This is a genomic window from Bariatricus sp. HCP28S3_A4 (genome assembly GCF_052066395.1).
Classification (GTDB): domain Bacteria; phylum Bacillota; class Clostridia; order Lachnospirales; family Lachnospiraceae; genus Allocoprococcus.
On the sequence record NZ_JBQHSE010000002.1, the window covers coordinates 64,774 to 88,222 of the forward strand.

Annotated in this window: 24 protein-coding genes; 22 read left to right on the forward strand and 2 right to left on the reverse strand. The window is 45.4% G+C overall.

The features are described 5' to 3' along the window. Positions 1 to 45 precede the first annotated feature (45 nt). The 7 genes from ACTNBF_RS01310 (at position 46) to ACTNBF_RS01340 (ending at position 7,076) form a co-directional block, all read left to right on the forward strand. Positions 46 to 402 carry a SpoVA/SpoVAEb family sporulation membrane protein gene (locus ACTNBF_RS01310; protein ID WP_427806278.1) on the forward strand — a complete coding sequence of 119 codons (357 nt, stop codon included), beginning with the start codon at positions 46 to 48 and terminating at the stop codon, positions 400 to 402. A gap of 76 nt (positions 403 to 478) precedes the next feature. Beyond that, positions 479 to 994, forward strand: coding sequence for an NUDIX hydrolase (locus tag ACTNBF_RS01315; RefSeq protein WP_427818873.1), 516 nt, complete (start codon positions 479 to 481; stop codon positions 992 to 994). Positions 995 to 1,007: 13 nt separating this feature from the next. Then, a complete protein-coding gene (locus ACTNBF_RS01320) occupies positions 1,008 to 2,648 on the forward strand; it encodes a Na/Pi cotransporter family protein (RefSeq protein ID WP_427806280.1) in 1,641 nt (546 codons plus the stop codon). 134 nt (positions 2,649 to 2,782) lie between these two features. Then, entirely contained in the window at positions 2,783 to 3,316 is a 534-nt protein-coding gene (locus ACTNBF_RS01325) for an AAA family ATPase (RefSeq protein WP_427806281.1), read from the forward strand. Positions 3,317 to 3,425: 109 nt separating this feature from the next. Further along, positions 3,426 to 4,190 carry an ABC transporter ATP-binding protein gene (locus ACTNBF_RS01330; RefSeq protein WP_427806282.1) on the forward strand — a complete coding sequence of 255 codons (765 nt, stop codon included), beginning with the start codon at positions 3,426 to 3,428 and terminating at the stop codon, positions 4,188 to 4,190. Then, on the forward strand, positions 4,187 to 5,743 hold the full coding sequence (locus tag ACTNBF_RS01335; protein ID WP_441088625.1) for a COG1361 S-layer family protein: 1,557 nt from the start codon (positions 4,187 to 4,189) through the stop codon (positions 5,741 to 5,743). The genes ACTNBF_RS01330 and ACTNBF_RS01335 overlap by 4 nt, the downstream gene beginning before the upstream one ends. Next, positions 5,700 to 7,076 (forward strand): ABC transporter permease, encoded by a 1,377-nt coding sequence (locus tag ACTNBF_RS01340; RefSeq protein WP_427806284.1) that lies wholly within the window; start codon positions 5,700 to 5,702, stop codon positions 7,074 to 7,076. Before ACTNBF_RS01335 ends, ACTNBF_RS01340 begins: the two co-directional genes overlap by 44 nt. A gap of 22 nt (positions 7,077 to 7,098) precedes the next feature. On the opposite strand, the gene ACTNBF_RS01345 is transcribed toward ACTNBF_RS01340, so the two are convergent. After that, positions 7,099 to 7,404: a hypothetical protein gene (locus tag ACTNBF_RS01345; RefSeq protein WP_427806285.1), complete on the reverse strand. Its 306-nt coding sequence runs from the start codon at positions 7,402 to 7,404 to the stop codon at positions 7,099 to 7,101. Positions 7,405 to 7,446: 42 nt separating this feature from the next. Further along, positions 7,447 to 7,710 carry a hypothetical protein gene (locus ACTNBF_RS01350; protein ID WP_427806286.1) on the reverse strand — a complete coding sequence of 88 codons (264 nt, stop codon included), beginning with the start codon at positions 7,708 to 7,710 and terminating at the stop codon, positions 7,447 to 7,449. Between the two features lie 133 nt (positions 7,711 to 7,843). Between ACTNBF_RS01350 and ACTNBF_RS01355 the strand changes: the two genes are divergently transcribed. The 15 genes from ACTNBF_RS01355 (at position 7,844) to fdhF (ending at position 23,389) form a co-directional block, all read left to right on the forward strand. After that, the gene (locus ACTNBF_RS01355) at positions 7,844 to 8,662 is read left to right on the forward strand and encodes a glucosaminidase domain-containing protein (protein ID WP_427806287.1); all 819 of its coding nucleotides are present in this window, start codon (positions 7,844 to 7,846) and stop codon (positions 8,660 to 8,662) included. A 136-nt stretch (positions 8,663 to 8,798) separates the two neighbouring features. Continuing rightward, the gene (locus ACTNBF_RS01360) at positions 8,799 to 9,311 is read left to right on the forward strand and encodes a cysteine hydrolase family protein (protein ID WP_441016659.1); all 513 of its coding nucleotides are present in this window, start codon (positions 8,799 to 8,801) and stop codon (positions 9,309 to 9,311) included. Positions 9,312 to 9,401: 90 nt separating this feature from the next. Beyond that, positions 9,402 to 10,049, forward strand: coding sequence for a GTP pyrophosphokinase (locus ACTNBF_RS01365; protein WP_427806289.1), 648 nt, complete (start codon positions 9,402 to 9,404; stop codon positions 10,047 to 10,049). Positions 10,050 to 10,295: 246 nt separating this feature from the next. After that, the gene (locus ACTNBF_RS01370) at positions 10,296 to 11,210 is read left to right on the forward strand and encodes a substrate-binding domain-containing protein (protein WP_427806290.1); all 915 of its coding nucleotides are present in this window, start codon (positions 10,296 to 10,298) and stop codon (positions 11,208 to 11,210) included. 19 nt (positions 11,211 to 11,229) lie between these two features. Then, the gene (pstC, locus tag ACTNBF_RS01375) at positions 11,230 to 12,117 is read left to right on the forward strand and encodes a phosphate ABC transporter permease subunit PstC (RefSeq protein WP_427818877.1); all 888 of its coding nucleotides are present in this window, start codon (positions 11,230 to 11,232) and stop codon (positions 12,115 to 12,117) included. Next, the gene (pstA, locus tag ACTNBF_RS01380) at positions 12,110 to 12,985 is read left to right on the forward strand and encodes a phosphate ABC transporter permease PstA (protein ID WP_441028682.1); all 876 of its coding nucleotides are present in this window, start codon (positions 12,110 to 12,112) and stop codon (positions 12,983 to 12,985) included. The genes pstC and pstA overlap by 8 nt, the downstream gene beginning before the upstream one ends. Then, positions 12,972 to 13,721: a phosphate ABC transporter ATP-binding protein PstB gene (gene pstB / locus ACTNBF_RS01385; protein WP_427806293.1), complete on the forward strand. Its 750-nt coding sequence runs from the start codon at positions 12,972 to 12,974 to the stop codon at positions 13,719 to 13,721. Before pstA ends, pstB begins: the two co-directional genes overlap by 14 nt. Before the next feature lies 1 nt (position 13,722). Continuing rightward, positions 13,723 to 14,379 carry a phosphate signaling complex protein PhoU gene (gene phoU, locus ACTNBF_RS01390; RefSeq protein ID WP_427806294.1) on the forward strand — a complete coding sequence of 219 codons (657 nt, stop codon included), beginning with the start codon at positions 13,723 to 13,725 and terminating at the stop codon, positions 14,377 to 14,379. Positions 14,380 to 14,451: 72 nt separating this feature from the next. Next, entirely contained in the window at positions 14,452 to 15,138 is a 687-nt protein-coding gene (locus ACTNBF_RS01395) for a response regulator transcription factor (RefSeq protein WP_427806295.1), read from the forward strand. After that, complete coding sequence (locus tag ACTNBF_RS01400) at positions 15,128 to 16,468, forward strand: ATP-binding protein (protein ID WP_441088626.1); 1,341 nt, start codon at positions 15,128 to 15,130, stop codon at positions 16,466 to 16,468. The genes ACTNBF_RS01395 and ACTNBF_RS01400 overlap by 11 nt, the downstream gene beginning before the upstream one ends. Before the next feature lie 120 nt (positions 16,469 to 16,588). Then, the gene (locus tag ACTNBF_RS01405) at positions 16,589 to 16,771 is read left to right on the forward strand and encodes a hypothetical protein (protein WP_427806297.1); all 183 of its coding nucleotides are present in this window, start codon (positions 16,589 to 16,591) and stop codon (positions 16,769 to 16,771) included. Between the two features lie 110 nt (positions 16,772 to 16,881). After that, positions 16,882 to 17,775, forward strand: coding sequence for a selenium-dependent molybdenum cofactor biosynthesis protein YqeB (gene yqeB / locus ACTNBF_RS01410; protein WP_427818880.1), 894 nt, complete (start codon positions 16,882 to 16,884; stop codon positions 17,773 to 17,775). A gap of 208 nt (positions 17,776 to 17,983) precedes the next feature. Further along, the gene (locus ACTNBF_RS01415) at positions 17,984 to 18,808 is read left to right on the forward strand and encodes a formate/nitrite transporter family protein (protein ID WP_427818881.1); all 825 of its coding nucleotides are present in this window, start codon (positions 17,984 to 17,986) and stop codon (positions 18,806 to 18,808) included. Positions 18,809 to 18,836: 28 nt separating this feature from the next. Then, complete coding sequence (locus ACTNBF_RS01420; RefSeq protein ID WP_427818882.1) at positions 18,837 to 20,675, forward strand: NAD(P)-binding protein; 1,839 nt, start codon at positions 18,837 to 18,839, stop codon at positions 20,673 to 20,675. Continuing rightward, entirely contained in the window at positions 20,672 to 23,389 is a 2,718-nt protein-coding gene (fdhF, locus tag ACTNBF_RS01425; RefSeq protein WP_441088627.1) for a formate dehydrogenase subunit alpha, read from the forward strand. The genes ACTNBF_RS01420 and fdhF overlap by 4 nt, the downstream gene beginning before the upstream one ends. The last annotated feature ends 60 nt before the right edge of the window (positions 23,390 to 23,449 follow it).

Sequence of the window (23,449 nt, forward strand, 5' to 3'; positions counted from 1 at the left end):
TGGATGAGGCATAAGAAAATGTAACAGAGACAGGAGGAGAGACAAATGGATTATGTGAATGCATTCTGGGTAGGCGGGCTGCTCTGTGCACTGGCACAGATTCTGCTGGATCGTACGAAGATGATGCCCGGAAGGGTTATGGTGTTTTTGGTTGTGACAGGCTGTATTCTGGGATTTACCCAGATTTTCAAACCCTTGCAGGAATATGCGGGTGCCGGTGTGAGCGTGCCGCTTCTGGGATTTGGAAATACATTGTGGAAGGGCGTAAAAGAGGCAGTCGATCAAAACGGATTTATCGGAATCTTCATGGGAGGATTTAAGGCCAGCGCGGTAGGAATCTGTGCTGCTCTTGTATTCGGATATCTGGCATCCTGGATTTTTGAGCCGAAGATGAAGAAATAAAAAACTTCATTGTGTTCTCGTATAAAGAATGATACAATCAAAATTGACGGAAAATGTCTGAAATGAGGACGGAACAATGGTATTAACAACACTATGCTATATTGAAAATGAAGATTCTTATCTGATGCTTCATCGTGTCAAAAAGAAAAATGATGTAAATAAAGATAAATGGATTGGAGTCGGTGGAAAGTTTGAGCCGGATGAAAGTCCGGAAGAATGTCTGCTGCGGGAGGTATGGGAAGAGACGGGACTGCGTCTTACTTCCTACCGCCTGCGCGGTGTCCTGACTTTTTTGAGTGAAGGATGGGAATCAGAGTATATTTTTTTGTACACGGCAGATGGTTATACCGGTGAGATCGGTGAGTGTCGGGAAGGTACACTGAAGTGGGTGAAAAAGCAGGATGTTGAAAAACTGAATCTGTGGGAAGGAGATAAGATTTTCTTCCGGCTTTTGAATGAAAATGCTCCGTTCTTCTCTATGAAGCTCTGTTATTGTGGTGACGTATTAAAAGAGGTTATCCTGAACGGACACCGAATCATACCGGAATGTACGGAAACAGGGCAGTCTGACATTTCAAACAATCATACATAAGAGGAGAAAAAGCATGGATTATGTAAGTATTATCATCCCCTTTGTCGGGGGACTGGGAATGTTTATCTATGGAATGCAGATCATGGCACAGGGACTGGAGAATGCTGCCGGGGACCGCATGAAATCACTGTTGGGAGTCTTGACGAAAAATAAGTTTTTCGGTGTGCTTCTAGGAGCATTTATCACGGCAGTAATCCAGAGTTCTTCCGCCACAACGGTCATGGTGGTCGGTTTTGTCAATGCCGGAATCATGAATCTGCAGCAGGCCATGGGTGTTATCATGGGAGCCAATGTAGGTACAACGATCACCGGCTGGCTGGTGTCCAGTGTGGAATGGGCCGAGTTCCTGAGTCCGTCTACGCTTGCGCCGCTTGCGATCATGCTTGGTGTTATCATTATGCTGACCGGAAAGCGGCGTTCATCAAAAGATGTTTCCAGTATCGTGATCGGGTTTGGACTTCTGTTTGTCGGAATCTCAACGATGTCCGCATCCGTTGCACCACTTAAGGATTCAGAGGCGTTCTGCAGTATTTTTGTGAAATTGGGACACAATCCGATACTTGGTATTATTGCAGGCGCGGTTGTGACGGCTGTCATCCAGAGTTCTTCTGCATCGGTCGGAATCCTGCAGAGTCTTGCTGCAGCGGGACTGGTACCTTTCGGTGCTGCAATCTATATCATCATGGGTCAGAATATCGGTACATGTGTGACTGCGATCCTTTCAAGTATGGGAGCGAAGAAGAATGCCAAGACAGCAGCGCTGATGCATCTTCTGTTTAATATTATAGGAACCGTCTTATTCAGTATTGTGGCAATCATTTACTTGAAAACAGTAAACCCCGCATGGGCAACAGGAACAATAACGCAGACACAGATCAGTATGGTGCATACGATATTCAATATTGCGACAACTGTAATGCTTTTCCCACTTTCCGATTATATTATTAAACTTGCGAAGAAGATCGGTAAAGTCGAGGATGGTGAAAAAGATGACAGTATGGTACTCCTTGATGAACGTATGATGGAGACGCCGAGTCTTGCACTTCAGTCTCTGTTTTCAGAAGTTATCAGAATGGGACATATTGTTGAAAAGTCACTACAGGTGGCCAAAGATGTCTTGTTCTCATTGAATGAAGACGAAATTCAGCTTCTTAGGGAGGATGAAGAGACTGTCGATAAGCTGAGTGCCGGAATTACATCTTATGCGATCAAATTGACTTCACTGCAGATCAGTCAGAGAGAACATCAGGATGTTGCCCACATCCTTCAGGTCGTATCTGATATGGAACGTATCAGCGATTACTGTGAGAATATTTCCGAATTTGCAGAAGCTCTGGCTGAGAAAAAGGTGATGTTCTCAGAAGTGGGAAGAGAACATCTGACAGAGATGATAGAGGTTTGTACAGATAGTTATCTGAACGCGTTGAAGGCGTTTGAAGAAAACGACAAGGACAGCGCACTTAAGACAATTGAGAAAGAGACGGAAGCGGATGGAATGGAGATCTCGCTTCGCGCAAAACATATCGAAAGGCTGACGAACAACCAGTGCAATACAGAAGCAGGTATTGTATTTCTGGATACGCTTGTATGCATGGAACGTATTTCCGATCATGCAAGAAATATTGCGGAAGAAGTGTTGGAAGCACATAATTAATCGATCAGACTTTGTAAAACAGGCGGGATTTCTTTGAGAAAAGCTGTCTGTTTTTTCTTCTCGTGATTGCGGCAAAAGATAGAATATTGTATAATATAATCAACTATTTTCAGATAAAATGGGAGGCGGTCAGTATGAAAAAAAATGTGATTATTACTATTGGAAGGCAATTCGGAAGCGGTGGACACGAAGTCGGGAAGCGTTTGTCCGACAGACTCGGCATACCCCTTTATGACCGCAACCTGATTCAGATGGCAACCAAAGAAATGGGGCTTTTGCCGGATCAGTCCGATGAAGGGCAGCTCAGTAAAGAAGTCTTTCAGATACAATCTGATCTGATCCGTAAGCTGGCAGATAAAGAGCCCTGTATCATTATCGGGCGATGTGCGGATTACATTCTGGAAGGGCGGCATACCTGCCTGAATGCTTTTGTTTATGCGGAGATCAGGGACAGAATTCACAGAATCATGAGAATCTATAATCTGAATGAAGAAGAAGCATGGGAAAAAATCAAGAAAACCGATGCGGAACGAAAAGAATACTATGAGAAGCATACCGGAAATACATGGGGGAGCATTGAATCTCACCAGATGTTATTTAATGTTAGTCTCATGGATATTCAGGACGTGGTGGATACGCTGGCAGCTATGTATCGGGCAAGAAGATAGTCTCTCTGTTCCTTCTGCGGAAAATTAAGATAATCTTAACTAATTTCACCGTTTTTATGTAGAATTATCCGATATACTGAGTACATAACTTTGTGAGAGGAGGAGTTTCATGGAGAATGTTATCGAAGTACATAATCTGTATAAACTCTACCGCGTCGGAGACAGTGTGGTTCGTGCGCTGAATGGTGTTGACTTTGAGATCCATCAAGGTGAATTCTGTGCGATAGTCGGGACATCCGGATCCGGAAAATCCACACTTCTGAATATGCTGGCAGGACTTGAAAAGCCCACAAAGGGAGAAATCATCATAGGCGGTCAGCATATTGAAAAGCTAAAGGAAGACGAACTGGTCAGTTTCCGGCGGGATAATGTAGGATTTATCTTCCAGTCTTTTCACCTCATCGGTACAATGAATGCTCTGGAAAATGTGGCGCTGCCACTTACTTTCAGAGGGGAGGGAAGGACGAGTAGATTGAAAAAGGCAGATCAAATGCTGGAGCTGGTCAATCTGAAGAAACATAAGAAACATCTTCCGAACCAGATGTCGGGCGGACAGCAGCAAAGAGTCGGGGTCGCCAGAGCACTGGTCGTGAACCCGAAGATCATATTTGCGGATGAACCGACAGGCAATCTGGATTCGCACACCTCCGAAGAGGTGATGAAGCTGATGCAGGATGTGGTACGCAAACAGAACAAAACCCTGGTTATGGTTACGCATGACGATCATCTTGCCACTTATGCGGACAGAGTCTTTCACATTATTGATGGAGAAATTGTACGAATCGAGGATAACAGAGGCAGGAAAGAGGCACTTCAGACGCTGAAGGAAGAGAAGAAAGAGAAAAAAGCAGAAAACAAGGAGCAGAGAGTATGAAAAAATTGAGAAAACTGGGAGCAATCATGATTTGCCTGGCAGTTCTGATGGGAGTGGTGCCGGCAATTCCGGCAAGAGCGGAAGAAACTTCTGTGGGGATTCCCATGCTGAGCGTGCAGGCAGCCGATAATACGATTTTAAGTTATAAGTATTCGGAAACGAAGAAACTGAAACTGACTGCCCAGAATACGGGAGGTGTGAATCTGAAAAATATACGGATTACACCAAGGGTCAGTGAAAAGATTGAAGAATGGCCGTTTGAGATTGAGAACAAAGATTATACTTATGGTATCGATCATATGGAACCGGGTGAGAAACTGACGGTAGAATTTGAGTTCACTGCCCGTGAAAATGTCAGCCTTACATATTACAAACTTCCGTTTGATTTTACGGCAGAAGCGGATGATGAATCCGGAAGAAAAATTGACGGCGAATATGGAATTTATGTAAAGACGATTGCGAAGGAAGAAGAAAAATCACAGGACAATCAGTCCGGTCAGAATAATCAGGGCGGACAGACGACACAGGAACCGTCCGGAAATACTGGAACGAGCGTTGACGACCTTCCAACAAACTATGGGGATGCAGGCGGTATCACAAATATAGACGGAGGATCCTCCGGAGGCGGAAACGTATCAACTCCGCGTGTGATCGTGACCGGATTTTCAACGAATCCGGCAGAAGTGAAGGCAGGAAGCGATTTCCGCCTGACGATTCATTTGAAAAATACTTCCAAGAAGACGGCGGTCAGTAATATGCTGTTTGATCTGAGTTCGCCTACAGAGGGAAGTGATGAGACGGCTTCCCCGGCATTTCTCCCATCTTCCGGTTCCAGTTCCATTTATCTGGAGAAGATCAAGGCAAACGGAACACAGGATATTTCGATTGAACTGAATGCAAAATCAGATCTGGTACAGAAACCGTATAGTGTGGAAATATCGATGAAATATGAAGATTCGGAAGGCGGACAGTACGAGAGTATGTCTTCGGTTTCTATTCCGGTCAAGCAGGATGCAAGATTTGAATTCAGTGAGTTCGAGATCAATCCGGCAACGATTTCTGTCGGGGAAGAAGCCAACATTATGTGTGAGCTGTATAACCTCGGAAGAGTCAAATTATACAACGTGAAAGCAAGGTTTGAAGGAAACGGTATTAAGACGGAAGAAATTTTTGTGGGAAATGTAGAATCCGGAGCAACGGCGAGCATCGACGGAATGCTGCTGGCGGAAGAGGCGACAGCCGGTTCGGAGACGATGAAAATGATACTGAGCTATGAAGATGAATCCGGAAATGTGACGGAATCCGAGAAAGAGTTTCAGCTTGAGATTATGGAAGCAATCATGGATGATATGAATATGGACGATACCATGATGGAAGAATCGAAATCATCTCTTCCAATCATACCGATTATTGTAGGACTTTTGATCATTGCGGCGGTGGTTGTAGGAATAATGATCATGAAAAAGAAGAAAAAACGCAGACTGGAAGAAGAGGAGGAAGGCTTAGTCGATGAGTATCATAGACTTATTGAGGATGAGCATCGGGAATCTTAAGAGACGGAAGCTCCGGACATTTCTGACAGTTCTGGGCGTGATTATCGGTACAGCCTCTATTGTTGTTATGATTTCTCTGGGAATGGGACTTCAGCGTTCGCTGTATGAAGAGGTGGAACAGTCGGGTGGTCTTACGATGCTCACGGTTACCGGAAAAAGCGCCGGTGATGCCATGACGTATTATGGCGGTGAAGAAGATGATACGACCAAGTACATTACCGATGATACAATCAAGGAAATTGCGGGTGTGGAACATGTAACCCTTGCTGCGCCGGTCTATGAGATGAGTGCCTATGCGTTAAAGGGAAAATACATGGGCTATATCAATCTGATCGGAACCACCAAAGAAGCAATGGAAGCACAGAATATGCCTCTGAAGGAAGGCGGAAGCTTTCCGAAGGAGGGAGGCAATGTATTGGAGCTGGTCTATGGAAACGGTGTACTGATGCAGTTTTATGACAAAAACGGAGGAAGCGGATACTGGGAAACAGGTGAGCTTCCGGATATTGATCTGGAGAAGGATTCACTGTTCCTGATTCTGGATGTGCAGTCATATGATGATATGAGGTACGGTGATGGTTCGTCCGGAACTACGCATACTGCAAAAAAGCATGTCGTCAAGGCAAGTGGTGTGGTGGATGGAGACGTGGAAACATATACACCATTTTACTATAGTGCTTATTGTGATGTGACAACGTTGAAAAATATGTTGAAAAAAGAGTTTTCCGGAAGAGTGATTCCGGGGCAGCCATCAACAAAGACGGGTAAGCCATATAAATTCTTTGCTTACTCTTCTGCCAGAGTGAAAGTGGATGATCTGGATCATGTAGAAGAGGTTTCCAATACGCTTCGGGAACTGGGATACAATGTAGACAGCAACATCGAATATATGGAGAGTATGAAGAAACAGTTCGCTATTGTTCAGGCGGTTCTTGGGGGAATCGGAGCGGTATCTCTGCTGGTCGCAGCAATCGGAATTGCCAATACAATGATGATGTCTATCTACGAACGCACAAAAGAAATCGGTGTATTTAAGGTTCTGGGCTGCAGCTTAAAGAATATCAAGCAGCTCTTCCTTCTGGAGGCAGCATTCATCGGTTTCCTTGGAGGAGTGATCGGAAATATCTTAAGCTTCGCAATATCCGGTGTGATCAACTTTGTTGTAGGAAGTGCCGGAGATGCGATGGGAATGAGTAGCGGAATCTCTTATATTCCGCCCTGGCTGGCACTTGCATCTATAGGATTTGCGGTACTGGTCGGAATGGTAGCGGGGTATTTCCCTGCACTAAGGGCAATGCGGTTAAGCCCGCTGGCGGCTATTAGAAATGAGTAAATAAGAGGGCATCGATCAATCATCAAATTAGATGATTGATCGATGCCCTCGCTCTATATGTGCAAAAATCCGGAAGGAATCTCTTGATTGGTTGTTTCATTATATCCCATATTTTCACGTTTGCTGATATCCTGCTTGAAACTGCGTTTTTCCATTTTTCATAGGTCTGAGGTTTAATATACGGTTTTTGTTTCTGCTCCCGCAGGTATGTATAACCCTCTTCGCTTTCATAACCGGAATCCGCTGCAACAATATATTCGCTGTCTACACCGATCTGCACGTTATATCCCGGTTTTAACTGGGCGTTTCTCATGTGATTGTCTTTCATATGCATGAACGTAGCATCCGGGTCTGTTTTACAACGGCCCCCTTATTCTTCAATCACATGAATCTCCAAATAATCAAAATCAATAGAATCCACAAAATTATCCTGATAAAATCGTGCCTTTGCATGCCGCTTAAATTCATTTATCGTAGAATCCAGCCAGATCGGCTTGCTGAGATCAAATTCATAACAGACCTCGTCCAATGCACGAAAAATCTTATGTGTTCTTGTATCATCGCTGTCGTCACAGATGGTAGTATCTCTTAACATACGGTTATCTTTAAATTCTTTCGCCCATAATCGGAACATCACTTACACTCCTTATCAATCAATCTTTTCTCAGTATATCGAATTCAAAAGAGAAAGTAAATCCTTTCATAATGGAAATATTTTGTGTAAAATAGAATAGTTATAAAGTAAGAAAGCGCGGTGGACAAATTGCATGAGACAGATTATAAATAGGCTGGAAAAAAGATTAGGCAAAAAGAATGTACAGATATTGATCGCAATACTGGTGATGGCATTGGTATGCGGAGCTATGCTTTTAGAACAGAAGATTCTGAATAGGTTCGACAACAAAGTGAAAATACAGCAGACAGAAAAGTTTGAATGTACGCCGGAGAAAGAAGACGAAAGGGTTGGAACAGAAGAAAACAGTGTGGCAGAGACGGGGGGCAGTGAGGCGGAAGCGATAGAGGCGTCGATTGTTCCCGGACAGTATCCGATCATGGGGGAAAGCAGCATCCAGACCTGGCAGATGGTGGAATACTTTGAAGAGAGTGGAGAAAGCTATCCGGCGGATGCGCTTGCCAAGGGAGGAGCTCCCGATATCGAGACGTTTTGCCGGATATATTATGAAGAAGCGGTTCAGGAAGGAGTAAGGCCAGAGGTTGCATTTGCACAGACAATGAAAGAGACAGGATGGCTTCAATATGGTGGTGATGCGAAGATCACGCAATATAATTTTGCAGGGATCGGTACAACAGGCGGAGGCGTTCCGGGAAATAGTTATCCGGATGTGCGTACGGGAGTCAGAGCCCAGATCCAGCATTTGAAAGCATATGCGACAACAGAAGCGTTGGCTGAAGAATGTGTCGATGATCGTTATGATTATGTGACGAAGGGATGTGCGCCTTATGTAGAATGGCTGGGGCAAAAAGAGAATCCGCAGGGATATGGATGGGCGACCGGTGAAAACTATGGTTACGATATTGTGGAAATGATCCATGATATGTGGAATACGAAAATTTTTATTAAATAACTCTCAAAGCAATGCAGAGGGAAGTCAGAGTATGATACAATATGTATAGAGATGTCTCGCACGTTAAATATTCATGATGATAGGCGAAAGGACGCTCTCGAATAAAAGAATTATGTGTTAAGGGGGCTAAGTGAAGATGAAGAAATTACTGGTTGTCGTTGATATGCAGAAGGATTTCGTTGATGGCAGTCTCGGGACACCGGAGGCCGTGGAAATCGTACCGGGCGTAGTGGAAAAAGTGAAAGATGCGAAAGAAGAAGAGACGGATATCGTATTTACCAGAGATACACACGGAGAAGATTATCTAAAGACACAGGAAGGAAGAAAGCTTCCGGTTGTACATTGTGTAGAAGGAACTCCGGGATGGGAGATCCTTGGGGCTTTGAAACCATATGCCGAGAAGGTAATCGACAAGCCTACATTTGGAAGTACACAGCTTGCACATTTTGCAGCACAGAGAAAATATACGGACATCGAATTGGTAGGGCTTTGCACGGATATTTGTGTTGTGTCCAATGCGTTGCTCTTGAAAGCAGCATTGCCGGAGGCAAATATCAGCGTAGATGCATCCTGCTGTGCAGGGGTTACACCGGAAAGTCATAAGGCAGCTTTAGAAACGATGAAAATGTGTCAGATTGATATTCTATAATGTATTTTGGATTTCGGGGTTATATGAAAAGAGGGGAAATCCGCATGCATTATAGCAGAAAGAAGTATAAGAAGTAAAGGAGAGAACTACATGCAAGCAGCACTTAAGAATTATGACGATGTGGACAGTTGGAAGACCGTCATGTTTCTTTATAATGCCGCACTGAAGGAAGTTGGAACGAAGCTGGAAATATTGAATGACGAATTCCAGCATGTTCACAGCTACAATCCGATCGAACATATTAAGACCAGAATCAAGACACCGGAAAGTATTGTCAAGAAGCTGAAGCGGAACGGGCACGAGACTTCCATTGAGAATATGGTGCGATATGTCAATGATATTGCGGGAGTAAGGCTGATCTGTTCGTTCACATCGGATATTTACCGCCTCGCGGAGATGATTGGGAAACAAAGTGACCTGAAAGTTTTATCCATTAAGGATTATATTAAGAATCCGAAGGAAAGCGGTTATAAAAGTTATCACATGCTGGTGTCTGTGCCGATTTTTCTTTCGGACAGTGTGGTGGATACGAAGGTTGAGATCCAGATCCGGACCATAGCTATGGATTTCTGGGCAAGTCTGGAGCACAAAATCTACTATAAATTTGAAGGAAAGGCACCGGACTATATCAGTCAGGAATTACGGGAATGTGCGGATATGGTATCTGCACTGGATGATAAGATGCTTTCGCTGAATGAAGCAATCACCGCATTGGCTGGAGAACGCTATACTACCTGAAATGAATAAGAAATCTGCAGAGAGTTTTCCCGCAGAGTTATATATAGAAAGACATCCGACTAAAATACGGCCGGATGTCTTTTTGTGCTGCCATGCATACGTCTAAAAAGATCCGGAGACGCTTTTAAATCCCGGAAAACTTTACAAACACTTTACATACTCTCCGTTTTGGATTTTACATTACTCCTATATGATATCACCTGTAAAGAAAAAACAGGAATAACCAAATGGAGGAAAGTGGTAATTATGAAACTGAGAAAGTTATTAGCAATGACATTAGTAGTGGCAATGACCGGAGCTCTTGCAGCCGGATGTGGAAGCAAATCAGAAGAGACTGGAGCAGAAGGGGAAGGAGAACAGCAGACAGCAGAATGGGATGCTTCCAATGATATTACGGTAGTTTCCAGAGAAGACGGATCCGGTACAAGAGGAGCATTTATCGAACTTTTCGGAATCGAGCAGAAAGATGAAAACGGAAATAAGGTAGACCATACAACAGAGGATGCCAATATTACAAACAGTACAGAAGTTATGATGTCAACCGTAGCAGGCAATGAATATGCAATCGGATATGTTTCACTGGGATCTCTCGGAGACAGCGTGAAAGCGGTGAAGATCGACGGTGCGGAAGCAACAGAGGAAAACATCAAAGCCGGTACATACAAAGTATCAAGACCGTTTAACATTGCAACAAAAGATGAGATTTCAGACATCGCACAGGATTTCATCAATTTCATTCTGAGCGAAGAAGGACAGAAGGTTGTGTCTGAGAACGGATACATTTCACTTGATGATGTAAAACCATATGAATCAAACGGAGCAACCGGTAAAGTAGTTGTGGCAGGATCTTCTTCTGTAACACCGGTTATGGAGAAATTAAAAGAAGCATATCAGAAAGTAAATTCCGGAGCTGAAATTGAAATCAACCAGAGTGATTCTACAACCGGTATGACTTCCGCAATGAGCGGCATCTGCGACATCGGAATGGCATCCCGCGAACTGAAGGATGAAGAAGCACAGGAACTTACTTCTATCGTAATTGCGACAGACGGTATTGCAGTAATCGTAAATAATGACAGTCCGGTAGAGGAACTGACAAGTGATCAGGTGAAAGCAATCTTTACCGGTGAAACAGTTGCCTGGGATGAAATCGTTAAATAAATAATATGAGGTACTTCATATGAATGCATGGAAAGAAAAACTCATGCAGGGTGTGTTCTTTATTGCCGCCTGCACTTCGGTGCTGGCGGTAGCACTCATTTGTGTATTTTTATTCATAAATGGTGTCCCTGCAATGAAAGAAATAGGATTTGTAAAATTCCTGACAGGTACGGTATGGCGTCCGAATAATGACATATACGGAATTTTCCCGATGATCATGGGTAGCATTTACGTCACAGCCGGTGCAATCCTGATCGGTGTACCGATTGGAATTCTTACATCCGTGTTTATGGCAAAATATTGTCCGAAACAGATCTACCCGGTGTTGAAAGGCGCAACAGAACTTCTGGCAGGAATCCCTTCGGTCATTTATGGATTTTTTGGGCTTGTGGTCATGGTTCCGGCAATTCGGGAATTCGGGAAAACACTCAGACAGGCAGGAATTTTGCATAAGGGTGGAGACGGGAATTCGATCCTGACGGCATCTCTTCTGCTTGGAATGATGATTCTTCCGACGATTATCGGTGTGACGGAATCCAACATCCGCGCGGTTCCGTCACAGTATTATGAAGGCTCTCTGGCGCTGGGAGCAACACACGAACAGAGCATTTTCAAGGTTGTGCTTCCGGCTGCGAAATCCGGTGTGATTGCCGGTGTAGTTCTGGGAATCGGACGCGCAATCGGTGAGACGATGGCAGTAATCATGATAGCCGGAAACCAGGCGCGTCTTCCGGAAAGTATTTTCGAAGGAGTACGAACCATGACTGCAAATATCGTCCTGGAAATGGGATATGCGTCAGGACTTCACAGAGAAGCGCTGATTGCTACAGGCGTCGTGCTCTTTGTATTCATTCTGATCATTAACTTCAGTGTAGCGTTATTGAACAGGAGGGGTGAGAATGAGTAAAAAAAAGATCAAACAAAAATTGATTTCTTACAAGAATGCACCCGGCTCCGCAGTGCTCGCACTTCTGGTTCTGCTTAGCGCGTTCCTGACTTTTGCGGTACTGTTATTTCTGATCGCGTATATTTTGATTCATGGAATCCCTTATATTTCCGCAGATTTATTTGCGCTGGAATACAATTCGGATAATGTTTCCTTATTCCCGGCGCTGGTCAACACGGTTGCAATGACGCTGCTTTCGCTGATCATTGCGGTACCTTTGGGAATTTTCTCTGCCATTTTCCTTGTGGAATATGCAAAAAGAGGCAACCGGTTTATCGGAGTTATCCGTCTTACTACAGAGACCTTATCGGGAATTCCGTCAATCGTATACGGACTTTTCGGTATGTTGTTTTTTGTGACGACATTAAAATGGGGATTATCGCTGCTTGCCGGAGCATTTACCATGGCGATCATGATTCTTCCGCTTGTCATGCGTACGACGGAAGAGGCATTGAAATCTGTCCCGGATTCCTATAGAGAAGGAAGCTTCGGACTCGGAGCAGGAAAACTGCGTACGATTTTCCGAATCGTACTTCCGAGTGCGGTACCGGGGATTCTTGCAGGTGTGATCCTGGCAATCGGACGTATCGTCGGTGAGACGGCAGCGCTCATGTATACATCAGGAACCGTTGCACAGGTACCAAAGAATGTAATGGGATCCGGACGTACCCTGGCACTTCACATGTATGTGCTTGCAAATGAAGGCCTTCATACGGATAAGGCTTATGCTACGGCAGTGATTCTGCTGATTCTGGTTATTGGTATTAACATGTTATCCGGAGTGATTGCGAAAAAGATTACGAAAGGAAATGGAAATGGCGAAAATTAGTGTGAAAAATCTGGATTTATATTACAGCGATTTTAAAGCGCTGAAAAATGTAAATCTGGACATAGAAGAAAATAAAATCACAGCATTTATCGGACCCAGCGGTTGTGGAAAATCTACTTTATTGAAATCTCTGAACCGAATGAATGATCTGGTGGAAGGCTGCCGCATTGAAGGAGAGATCCTTCTGGATGGCGAAGACATTTACGGGGATATCGATGTGAATCATTTGAGAAAGCGGGTCGGAATGGTATTCCAGAAACCGAATCCGTTCCCGATGAGCATCTATGATAATATAGCTTACGGACCGAGAACGCATGGAATCCGTTCCAAGGCAAAACTAGATGAAATTGTGGAAAAATCCCTTCGGGATGCGGCAATCTGGGAGGAATGCAAGGACAGACTGAAAAAGAGCGCACTGGGAATGTCAGGCGGACAGCAGCAGAGACTCTGTATCGCGAGAGCACTTGCGGTACAGCCGGAGGTTCTGCTGATGGATGAGCCGACGTCGGCACTGGATCCGATCTCGACATCAAAGATAGAAGACCTTGCGATGGAACTCAAAAAAGATTATACTATTGTCATGGTCACGCATAATATGCAGCAGGCGGTCCGCGTGTCCGACAATACGGCATTTTTCCTCCTGGGTGAAGTAATTGAATATAATGATACAGAGAAGTTGTTCTCAATTCCTGCTGACAAACGGACAGAAGATTATATTACAGGGAGGTTTGGTTAAAATGCGGAACAGATTTGACAGACAGCTTGAAATGCTGAACCAGATGCTGATACATATGGGAGAGCTTTGTGAGACAGCGATCGAAGAGGTTACCGGAGCACTGGAAGAGAATGATATGGGCCGTGCGAAAGCGGTGATCACAGCAGATGAGGAAATCGACCAGATGGAAAAAGACATTGAGAATCTTTGCCTGAAACTGCTTCTTCAGCAGCAGCCGGTTGCGAGAGATCTGCGGCAGATATCGGCGGCGCTCAAGATGATTACGGATATGGAGCGAATCGGAGATCAAACGGCAGATATTGCAGATATTGTTACTTCAGCGGAGTTTAATGGAGATGAAAACCTGAAAGATATCGGGCGTATGGCAGAAGCAACGATGAAGATGGTGAGAAACAGTGTATCCGCTTACGTGCAGAAAGATCTGGAACTGGCAAGGAAAGTCATGGATGCGGATGATGTGGTGGATGAACTGTTTGACAGAATCAAAAAAGAGCTTGTAGATACCATTGCGGAACAGAAAGGCTGCGGCGGTGATACAGCGATCGATCTGATCATGATCACGAAATATCTGGAGCGAATCGGTGACCATGCGACGAATATTGCAGAGTGGGTTGAATTTTCCATCACAGGTATTCATGCGGGAAATGTCCGTATCTGACATGGAATGAAAGCGGCATGTCCGGAAAAATGGATCTGGGAGCCTTTGATCTGTAAAGAAGGAGAAAACAAAATGATTTTTTGTGTGGAGGATGAGGCAAACATCCGTGATTTAGTAGTGTATACACTGGAAACTACAGGAATGGAAGCAAGAGGCTTCGAAGATGGTCCCGCTTTTTTTAAAGCTTTGGCAGAGAATCTGCCAGAGCTTGTTCTGCTTGATATCATGCTTCCAGGTGAGGATGGAATGTCCATTCTGAAAAAACTGAAAGCGGCGCCGGAAACAAGGCATATTCCGGTCATCATGCTGACTGCCAAAGGCGCAGAATATGATAAAGTGCTGGGACTGGATTCGGGAGCAGATGATTACGTAACCAAACCCTTCGGCATGATGGAGTTGGTGTCAAGAATCAAGGCAGTACTTCGAAGAAGCGGTGTGAAGACCGAAGAGGCGGAAGAACTTGTTGTCGGACAGATCCGGCTGAACAAGAAGAAACATGAGGTGTATGCCGCAGGAGTGGATGTGACGCTGACCTTGAAAGAATTTGAATTGCTTAGAATGCTCATGGAGAACCGGAATATCGTTCTCACAAGGGATCGCCTTCTGGAGGAGATCTGGGGATATGAATTTGGCGGTGAGACCCGGACCGTGGATGTCCATGTAAGAACTCTGCGCCAGAAGCTTGGAGAAGAAGGCGAACGGATTGAGACGGTACGCGGAGTCGGATATAGGATACGGGGAGAGAAAGATGAAAAATAAAATTCAGCGAAGTATGATCCTGATCGTGACGCTGGCACTGCTCTGTTCTTATAGTCTGATGACGATTGTTATCTATCGGCAGACACTTGGCATCATGGAAACGGAACTGGCGCAGGAGGCAGATTATATCCGGACAGCTATCCGTATTTCGGGCGAACAGTATATGAAGGATATGGATGAGGCGCGCAAGGAGACCCGCGTGACCTGGATCAGTGCAGAAGGCAAGGTCCTTTACGATTCGACAGGAGAACAGAACGCACTGGAGAATCACAGCAGCAGAAAAGAAATTAAAGAGGCAAAAAAGAGCGGAACCGGGCAGGACATCCGCCTGTCGGATACAGTCGGAAAGGAAATGCTGTATTATGCAGTGAGACTGGATGACGGAACGATTCTGCGTGTGGCGAAGAATATGGACACAGTATGGCGGACGGCTCTTAAAGTTCTTCCGTATATGATCCTGATCGGGATCGCAATGGCTCTGATTTCCTGGTTTGTGACGAACATACAAGTCGGATGTCTGATTCGGCCGATCAATACACTGGATCTGGAAAAACCGTTGGAAAATGATGTATATGAAGAAATCTCGCCGCTTTTGGAGAGGATCGACAGGCAGAACAGAGAAAAGGAAAAGATGGAACAAATGCGAAGAGAATTCTCTGCCAATGTGTCGCATGAACTGAAGACACCGTTGACTTCAATCTCCGGATATGCGGAGATCATGATGGACGGTCTTGTACGTCAGGAGGATATGAGAGAGTTTTCGCGCCGGATCTATAATGAAGCCAGTCGTATGATCACATTGATCGGCGATATCATCCGGCTTTCCAAGCTCGATGAGGGAACAATTGAACTGGAAAAAGAAGATGTAGATCTGTATCGGCTGGTCCGTGATATTGTAAGCCGGCTTTCCGTACAGGCCGAGAAACAAAATGTGCGGATCGAGGTAGTGGGAGAGCATGTGACCTGCCACGGAATCAGGCAGGTTCTGGATGAGATGATCTATAATATGATTGAAAATGCAATCAAATATAATGTACCAAACGGAAAAGTCAGTGTATGGGTCGGAAATACGCTGAATGGAAAAAAAGTGATCGTGAATGATACCGGAATCGGAATTCCGAAAGAACACCAGGACAGAATCTTTGAAAGGTTTTACCGGGTGGATAAGAGTCACTCACGGGAAACCGGCGGAACCGGGCTTGGACTTTCTATCGTGAAGCATGGAGCGCTCCTGCATGGGGCGGATATACATGTGGAGAGTGAAGTCGGCAAAGGAACCAGGATGGAGTTGATCTTCCATGAAGAACAAAACACGTCGGAATGTACATAATTCTATTCATAAATAAAGAAAATTCGTTTATTATTAATATGAATTGACTGAAAGCTAAATGAGTACTAGAATAGCCGTTAGATAAAGAAAAAATAAAGCATTAACTCGGAGGTAACTATTATGACATCATTGGCGATTGCAGAAATCTTATCAACTTGTGCCGCTTTTGTTCTTCTCGGAGGAGTTTCGTACTGGTATAAATATGGAAAGAAGAGAGATAAGGCAGAACGGAAGGAAATGAAAGAAAAGTTCGAAAAATCTGTTACTTTGCATAATCCGGCATATATTATTTATGAAAGATAAGACAAAATAGTAAGAGGGGGCACGGCGATGAAAGCCGTGCTCCCTCTTTGTTGCTATGCAAATGAGAAAATGATTTTGGAGTCGATAAAAAATTCACAAGAATATAAGTTTTGTTTGCACTTTTTGATAAAGGCGTACATAATGTTATTACGGTGTTTGAAAATAAAAGGAATCGGATGGTGCTGAAGAAAGAAGAGAATAATGAGATGAGGATATTGATAAAAGGTGCAGGAGATCTGGCAACAGGGATTGCATATGAATTATGGGAAGCAGGACATGAGGTCGTGATGACGGAAATCCCGATTCCGCTTGCAGTTAGAAGGATGGTGTCATTTTCGCGTGCGGTATACGAAGGGGAAGCACAGGTTGAAAAGGCGAAAGCAGTTCTGGTCAGCAATCTGGAAGAGATCGACTTGGAAGTGGAGAATGGGAATATTCCTGTTCTTGTAGATAAAAAAGCTAAAATAATTGGTGAGTACCTTCCAGATGTGTTGGTGGATGCAATTATGGCAAAAAGAAATCTGGGCACTTCGATTCAGGATGCGCCTCTTGTGATTGGAATCGGTCCGGGATTCCATGCAGGAAAAGATTGTCATTATGTGATTGAGACTCTAAGAGGAGATGAGCTTGGAAGAATTATTACAGAAGGAACTGCGGCTCCGAATACGGGGATTCCCGGAGAAGTCGGAGGCTATACCCGGGAGAGACTAGTAAGTGCGTCGGCGGATGGGATCATGGAACCATTAGTACAGATTGGCGATCTGGTTCAGAAAGGGCAGATTGTCGCAAAGACTGGGGGAATATCGGTGACCGCAAAAATGTCGGGAATCGTAAGAGGAATGCTTCAGAAAGGAGTAGAAGTAAAGAAAGGACTCAAAATTGGTGATATCGATGCAAGACCTGACCGCAGGAACTGTTTCCTGATCTCAGATAAAGCCAGGATAATCGGAAAGAGCGTGTGCAGCATTGTAGAGACGAAAAAAATAAAAGAACATAAGAAGTAAAGGTCATCGGTCGTGTCAGATGACCTTTTTTCGCTACTATGTATACTTTCAAAATGTCCAGTGGTCTTGTTTTAGTACTGTAAAATGTCACAAAAATAACTTACTTGTCTAGAAAATAACTTTTCTTGAAATCTGGTTATATCTCTTATACAATAATATTTACAAATAGAATTATTAAAATAATTGATAAAAGGGAGGAGAAAAGAAAATGAATTTATTTTCACCGGCTGAAATAGCCAAAAACTATATCAATATCGGAAAAGGAAAAGTAAATACACCGATTCCGAAGATGCTTCTCATGGCAGTCATGGCCGGAACATTTATCGCGCTCGGAGGTGTGGGAGCAACGACGGCGGCAGTAGGCGTGAAGCCCGCATCGGTCGGAAAACTGATAGGAGCATGCATTTTCCCGGGAGGGCTTACGATGGTGCTTCTTGCGGGAAGTGAACTGTTTACCGGAAACTGTCTGCTTACGATCCCGCTTCTGGAGAAGGAGATCAAGATATCCGGTATGCTGAAGAACTGGGTGGTTGTATATCTTGGTAATTTTATCGGAGGACTTCTTGTGGCAGCTGGCGTGGTGTTTTCTCACCAGATCAGTCTTTTCGATAACGGAATGGCGGTTTCTGTGCTCTCTACTGCAGCGGGAAAATGTACGTTAAGCTTTGGAGATGCATTTATCAGAGGAATTTTCTGTAATTTCCTGGTATGTCTTGCTGTATGGATTTCCTTTGCTGCAAAAGATGTGGCAGGCAAAATCATCGGTCTGTTTTTCCCAATCATGATCTTTGTGGTCTGTGGATTTGAGCATAGTGTGGCAAATATGTATTATATCGGAGCCGGTATTTTTGCCAAAGGAGTTCCGGCATATGCGGAAGCGGCAGCGGCGGCAGGCGTAAATCTGGATGTGATCACATGGGGGAATTTCCTGGGAACGAATCTGATTCCGGTTACGCTCGGCAACATTGTCGGCGGCGGTATCTGTGTCGGATGTGTTTACTGGTTTATTTATCTGAGAAATAATCAGAAATAGAAAGATGAAAGAGAAAGAAGGGAAGGAAATGAGTAAGATTTTTCTTGCGGATCCAAAAAGCTGTGACGTAAAAATCGGCAGGCTGTTGGAGAAATTTGAGACAAAAGTAAAAGTATATCCGCCGGGAACCTGTCCGCTGACCGTACAGCTTTCACTGCTTACGGCTTCAAAGAACCAGACTTGCGGAAAATGTGTTCCCTGCCGTGACGGGCTTCCGCAGCTCGAAACATTACTGAAGAGCATCCTGGAAGGTGATGCTACCATGGAGACGCTGGAGCATATGAGACGGCTGGCTACCATGATCCGGGATACGGCGGATTGTGCGATTGGCTATCAGTCAGCTATTGAAGTGCTGCAGGGACTGGATACATTTCGGGAAGAATATGAGAGCCATATTAAAGACCATGTCTGTCCCGGCGAGATGGGACAGAAGGTGCCGTGCATCAATCTTTGTCCGGCGCATGTGGATATCCCGGCATACATTGCGCTGATCGGGGAGGAAGACTATGCGGGGGCGATCAACATGATCCGTAAGGACAACCCGCTTCCGACGGCCTGTGCCATGATCTGCGAACATCCTTGTGAGCAGAGATGCCGGAGAAATCTGATTGACGATTCCATCAATATCCGCGGACTCAAGAAATATGCGGTGGATCAGATTGCGGCAGATAAAGTTGCGGTTCCGAAAGCGAATAAGTCAACCGGTAAAAAGGTGGCAGTCATCGGAGGCGGTCCTGCCGGTATGACTGCAGCATATTTCCTGGGACTTATGGGACATAAAGTGACGATCTTTGAACGCCAGAAAGCTCTGGGGGGAATGCTTCGGTATGGAATCCCGAATTACCGCTTCCCGAAAGACCGGCTGGATGAAGATATCCGTGCGATTTTGTCGGCAGGAGATATTGAAGTCAAGTACGAAGCAAAAGTCGGAACCGAGATTCCGATTGAAGAAATACATAAAGAATACGATGCGATGTTCGTGGCGATCGGTGCACAGGCAGGCAAGCGTCTTCGTCTGGAAGGCAGCGATGCGGGAAATGTGGAATCCGCAGTGGAGATGCTGGATCGGATCGGGAATGGAAATATTCCGGATTATACCGGCAAAAATGTAGTGGTCATCGGTGGAGGAAATGTGGCGATGGATGCGGCGAGAAGTGCAGTGCGATGCAACGCCGAAGATGTGCGTATCGTTTACAGAAGACGTCAGGATGACATGACGGCGCTGGATACGGAAATTGAATCGGCTGTAATGGAAGGCATCGAGCTTTTGACGCTGAAATCTCCGAAGAGCATTGAAAAAGATGCCGAAGGAAACTGTTCGGCACTCATCGTGCAGCCGCAGATGATCGGACCGTATGACCGTGCGGGACGCCCGAGTCCGGTCGATGCGAAAAAAGATCCGGAGAGAATTCCGTGTGAAGTTATCCTGATCGCGGTAGGACAGGATATCGTGAGCCGTCCGTTTGAAGAATTCGGAATGGAGGCAGAACGCGGTGTATTTAAGGCCGGCCTGGATACGGCAGTGGAGAATCTTCCCGGAGTATTTGTCGGAGGAGACTGCGCAACCGGGCCTGCTACGGCAATCCGGGCTATAGCAGCCGGAAAAGTTGCGGCACATAATATTGATGAATACCTCGGTTATCATCATAAACTGAACTGTGAAGCCACAGTGCCAAGTCCAAAAGAAAACAATCGAATTCCGACCGGACGTGCCAACATTACTGAACGTCCGGCATATGAGAGAAAGCATGATTTTGAGCATGTGGAAAATCCGTATACTCATGAGGAGGCAATGCAGGAGGCCGGAAGATGTCTGCGCTGCGATCACTTCGGATGCGGTGTACTGAAAGGGGGACGTGACGAATGATTAATCTGAAAATTGACGGAATTCAGGCAGAAGTGCAGGAAGGAACAACGATCCTTGAAGCAGCAAGATCCGTTGGAATCAGGATTCCTACACTGTGTTATCTGAAAGAAGTAAATGAGATCGGTTCCTGCCGTCTGTGTGTAGTAGAAGTGGAAGGTATGGATAAACTGCCGACCTCCTGCAATACACTTGTCAAAGAAGGCATGGTCGTTCAGACCATGAGTGAACGTGTGGTGGAGGCCCGGAAAATAGTACTCGATCTGCTTCTCTCCAATCACCACAGAGGATGTTTTTATTGCCCGCAGAACGGAAGCTGTGAACTTCAGGATGTCTGCAACGAATATGGAATCGAGGAAACCTCTTATCTTGGAACAAGAAAGAAGATTGAACGTCCGGCTAAAGACAGCCATCCGTTCTTAAGCTACCAGCCGGAACTTTGTATCCACTGTCAGAGATGTGTAAATACCTGCGCAAAGATGACAGGCAGACATGCAATTACTTTGGGAAAGACAGGAATGTTCAATATCATCGAGGCTCCGTTCGGAGAAGACTGGGATATGACATTATGTGAATCCTGTGGAAACTGCGCTCAGGCATGCCCGACAGGAGCAATCACAGAGAAAAGAAAGAAAAAATACCGGACATGGGAGACGAAAAAGGTCCGTACAACCTGTCCGCACTGTGCGACAGGATGCCAGTTGGATCTGATCGTGAAGGATAACAGGATTGTTGATGTAGAGGGAGCGGACGGTCCATCCAATCACGGCCTGTTATGCGTAAAAGGAAGAAGTGCTTCTTTTGATTTTGTGGATTCTCCGGAACGGATCCGTTATCCGCTGATCAAGAATAAAGAGACGGGAGAATTTGAGCGTGCAACCTGGGATGAGGCACTTGACCTGGTTGCCGGAAAGTTTACCGAAATCAGAAATAATTACGGAGGTGAGGCACTGGCCGGTTTTGCCTGCTCACGTTCCACCAATGAAGACGTCTATATGCTTCAGAAAATGGTGAGAACCGCATTCCAGAGCAACAATACCGATAACTGTGCGCGTGTTTGACATGCTCCTACTGTTGCCGGGCTGGCAACCACATTAGGCTCAGGAGCCATGACAAATACGATTTACGATGTCACACACGAATCCGATGTGATCATGCTCGTTGGATCGAATCCGGAACATGCACATCCGGTCATCGGTATGCAGATCCGCCAGGCGGTGGAGAAAGGAACCAGGCTGATCGTAGCTGACCCGCGTGAGATCGATCTTGCAAAGAAGGCGGATATCCACCTGAAATTAAGACCGGGAACAAACGTTGCGTTTGCGAACGGAATGATGCATATTATTATTGAAGAAGGCCTGACGGATGAGACATTCATCAAAGAGAGGACCGAGAACTTTGAAGCAATGAAAGAAGCTGTGAAGGAATACACTCCGGAGCGTGTGGCAGAAATCTGCGGTATTGATCCGGATCTTCTGCGAGAGGCGGCAAGAATGTATGCAACGGCAGATCGCGCACCGATTCTTTACTGTCTGGGAGTTACAGAGCATCATACCGGTACAGAGGGCGTTATGTCACTCTCCAATCTTGCGATGATGGTCGGAAAGATCGGGCGTCCGGGATGCGGTGTAAATCCGATCCGCGGACAGAATAACGTACAGGGTGCCTGCGATATGGGCGCCGCTCCGAATCAGTTCCCGGGTTATCAGAATATCGCTGCACCGGGTATTGTGGAGAAGTTTGAGAAAGCATGGAATACGAAACTTAACCCGAACGTCGGAATCAAAGCGACCGACTGTTTCCCGAAGATGATCTCGGGAGAGATCAAAGGACTCTTCATTTTCGGTGAAGATCCGGTCAGAACAGATCCGAATACCAGTCACGTGATCCATGCGCTGGAATCTCTGGATTTCTTCGTGGTGGATGAACTGTTCATGACGGAGACCGCAAAACTTGCGGATGTAATTCTTCCAGGACGTTCTTATACGGAAAAAGAAGGAACATTTACCAATACAGAACGCCGTGTACAGCGTGTCAGAAAAGCTGTTGAGATTGCAGGCGAGACCAGACCGGATACCTGGATCTTTACGGAGATCATGAACCGTATGGGATATCCGCAGCCGCACCTGACACCGGCAGAGATCATGGACGAGATCTCTTCTGTTACCCCGTCATTTGGCGGTATCAGCCATGCACGTCTGGACAGCGAAGAGGTCGGAGGGCGAGGGCTTCAGTGGCCATGCCCGAATCCGGAACATCCGGGTACTCCGATTATGCATGTGGGTAAATTCGCAAGAGGTTTCGGATATTTCAGGCCGGCAGAATACAAACCATCCATGGAACTTCCGGATGAAACTTATCCGCTTGTACTGATGACCGGACGTATCCTGTATCACTACAATGCATGTGCCATGACAGACAAGACCGAAGGAATCAATCAGATTGCAGGTGAGTCCTTCATTGAACTGAATACTGCTGATGCAGAAGAGCTGGGAATCATGGATGGAGAGATGGTATCCATCTCATCCAGACGTGGATGCATTCAGGCAAAAGCAAATGTGTCCAAAAAGACCCGAAAAGGTGAGTGCTGGATGCCGTTCCACTATCTTGAAGGAGGGGCAAACTGGCTGACGAACGACGCGCTGGACGGAATTTCCAGTACACCGGAATATAAAGTATGTGCTGTGAGAGTAGAAAAAATCAACTGTTGTAATTAGATGAATAGGGACCGGTACCGGTATGGTGCCGGTTTCCTTTCCAATTGCTTGAGAAGGAGG

What these genes read in the sequence shown, in the direction of transcription:
- pstC (WP_427818877.1), top strand. Translation starts at nt 11,230, where the DNA reads ATGAATGCATGGAAAGAAAAACTCATGCAGGGTGTGTTCTTTATTGCC.
- ACTNBF_RS01310 (WP_427806278.1), top strand. Translation starts at nt 46, where the DNA reads ATGGATTATGTGAATGCATTCTGGGTAGGCGGGCTGCTCTGTGCACTG.
- ACTNBF_RS01400 (WP_441088626.1), top strand. Translation starts at nt 15,128, where the DNA reads ATGAAAAATAAAATTCAGCGAAGTATGATCCTGATCGTGACGCTGGCA.
- pstA (WP_441028682.1), top strand. Translation starts at nt 12,110, where the DNA reads ATGAGTAAAAAAAAGATCAAACAAAAATTGATTTCTTACAAGAATGCA.
- ACTNBF_RS01415 (WP_427818881.1), top strand. Translation starts at nt 17,984, where the DNA reads ATGAATTTATTTTCACCGGCTGAAATAGCCAAAAACTATATCAATATC.
- ACTNBF_RS01335 (WP_441088625.1), top strand. Translation starts at nt 4,187, where the DNA reads ATGAAAAAATTGAGAAAACTGGGAGCAATCATGATTTGCCTGGCAGTT.
- ACTNBF_RS01370 (WP_427806290.1), top strand. Translation starts at nt 10,296, where the DNA reads ATGAAACTGAGAAAGTTATTAGCAATGACATTAGTAGTGGCAATGACC.
- ACTNBF_RS01330 (WP_427806282.1), top strand. Translation starts at nt 3,426, where the DNA reads ATGGAGAATGTTATCGAAGTACATAATCTGTATAAACTCTACCGCGTC.
- ACTNBF_RS01420 (WP_427818882.1), top strand. Translation starts at nt 18,837, where the DNA reads ATGAGTAAGATTTTTCTTGCGGATCCAAAAAGCTGTGACGTAAAAATC.
- ACTNBF_RS01345 (WP_427806285.1), bottom strand. Translation starts at nt 7,404, where the DNA reads ATGAAAGACAATCACATGAGAAACGCCCAGTTAAAACCGGGATATAAC.
- ACTNBF_RS01365 (WP_427806289.1), top strand. Translation starts at nt 9,402, where the DNA reads ATGCAAGCAGCACTTAAGAATTATGACGATGTGGACAGTTGGAAGACC.
- phoU (WP_427806294.1), top strand. Translation starts at nt 13,723, where the DNA reads ATGCGGAACAGATTTGACAGACAGCTTGAAATGCTGAACCAGATGCTG.
- ACTNBF_RS01360 (WP_441016659.1), top strand. Translation starts at nt 8,799, where the DNA reads ATGAAGAAATTACTGGTTGTCGTTGATATGCAGAAGGATTTCGTTGAT.
- ACTNBF_RS01405 (WP_427806297.1), top strand. Translation starts at nt 16,589, where the DNA reads ATGACATCATTGGCGATTGCAGAAATCTTATCAACTTGTGCCGCTTTT.
- ACTNBF_RS01355 (WP_427806287.1), top strand. Translation starts at nt 7,844, where the DNA reads ATGAGACAGATTATAAATAGGCTGGAAAAAAGATTAGGCAAAAAGAAT.
- ACTNBF_RS01340 (WP_427806284.1), top strand. Translation starts at nt 5,700, where the DNA reads ATGAGTATCATAGACTTATTGAGGATGAGCATCGGGAATCTTAAGAGA.
- ACTNBF_RS01320 (WP_427806280.1), top strand. Translation starts at nt 1,008, where the DNA reads ATGGATTATGTAAGTATTATCATCCCCTTTGTCGGGGGACTGGGAATG.
- ACTNBF_RS01395 (WP_427806295.1), top strand. Translation starts at nt 14,452, where the DNA reads ATGATTTTTTGTGTGGAGGATGAGGCAAACATCCGTGATTTAGTAGTG.
- ACTNBF_RS01325 (WP_427806281.1), top strand. Translation starts at nt 2,783, where the DNA reads ATGAAAAAAAATGTGATTATTACTATTGGAAGGCAATTCGGAAGCGGT.
- ACTNBF_RS01315 (WP_427818873.1), top strand. Translation starts at nt 479, where the DNA reads ATGGTATTAACAACACTATGCTATATTGAAAATGAAGATTCTTATCTG.
- ACTNBF_RS01350 (WP_427806286.1), bottom strand. Translation starts at nt 7,710, where the DNA reads ATGTTCCGATTATGGGCGAAAGAATTTAAAGATAACCGTATGTTAAGA.
- pstB (WP_427806293.1), top strand. Translation starts at nt 12,972, where the DNA reads ATGGCGAAAATTAGTGTGAAAAATCTGGATTTATATTACAGCGATTTT.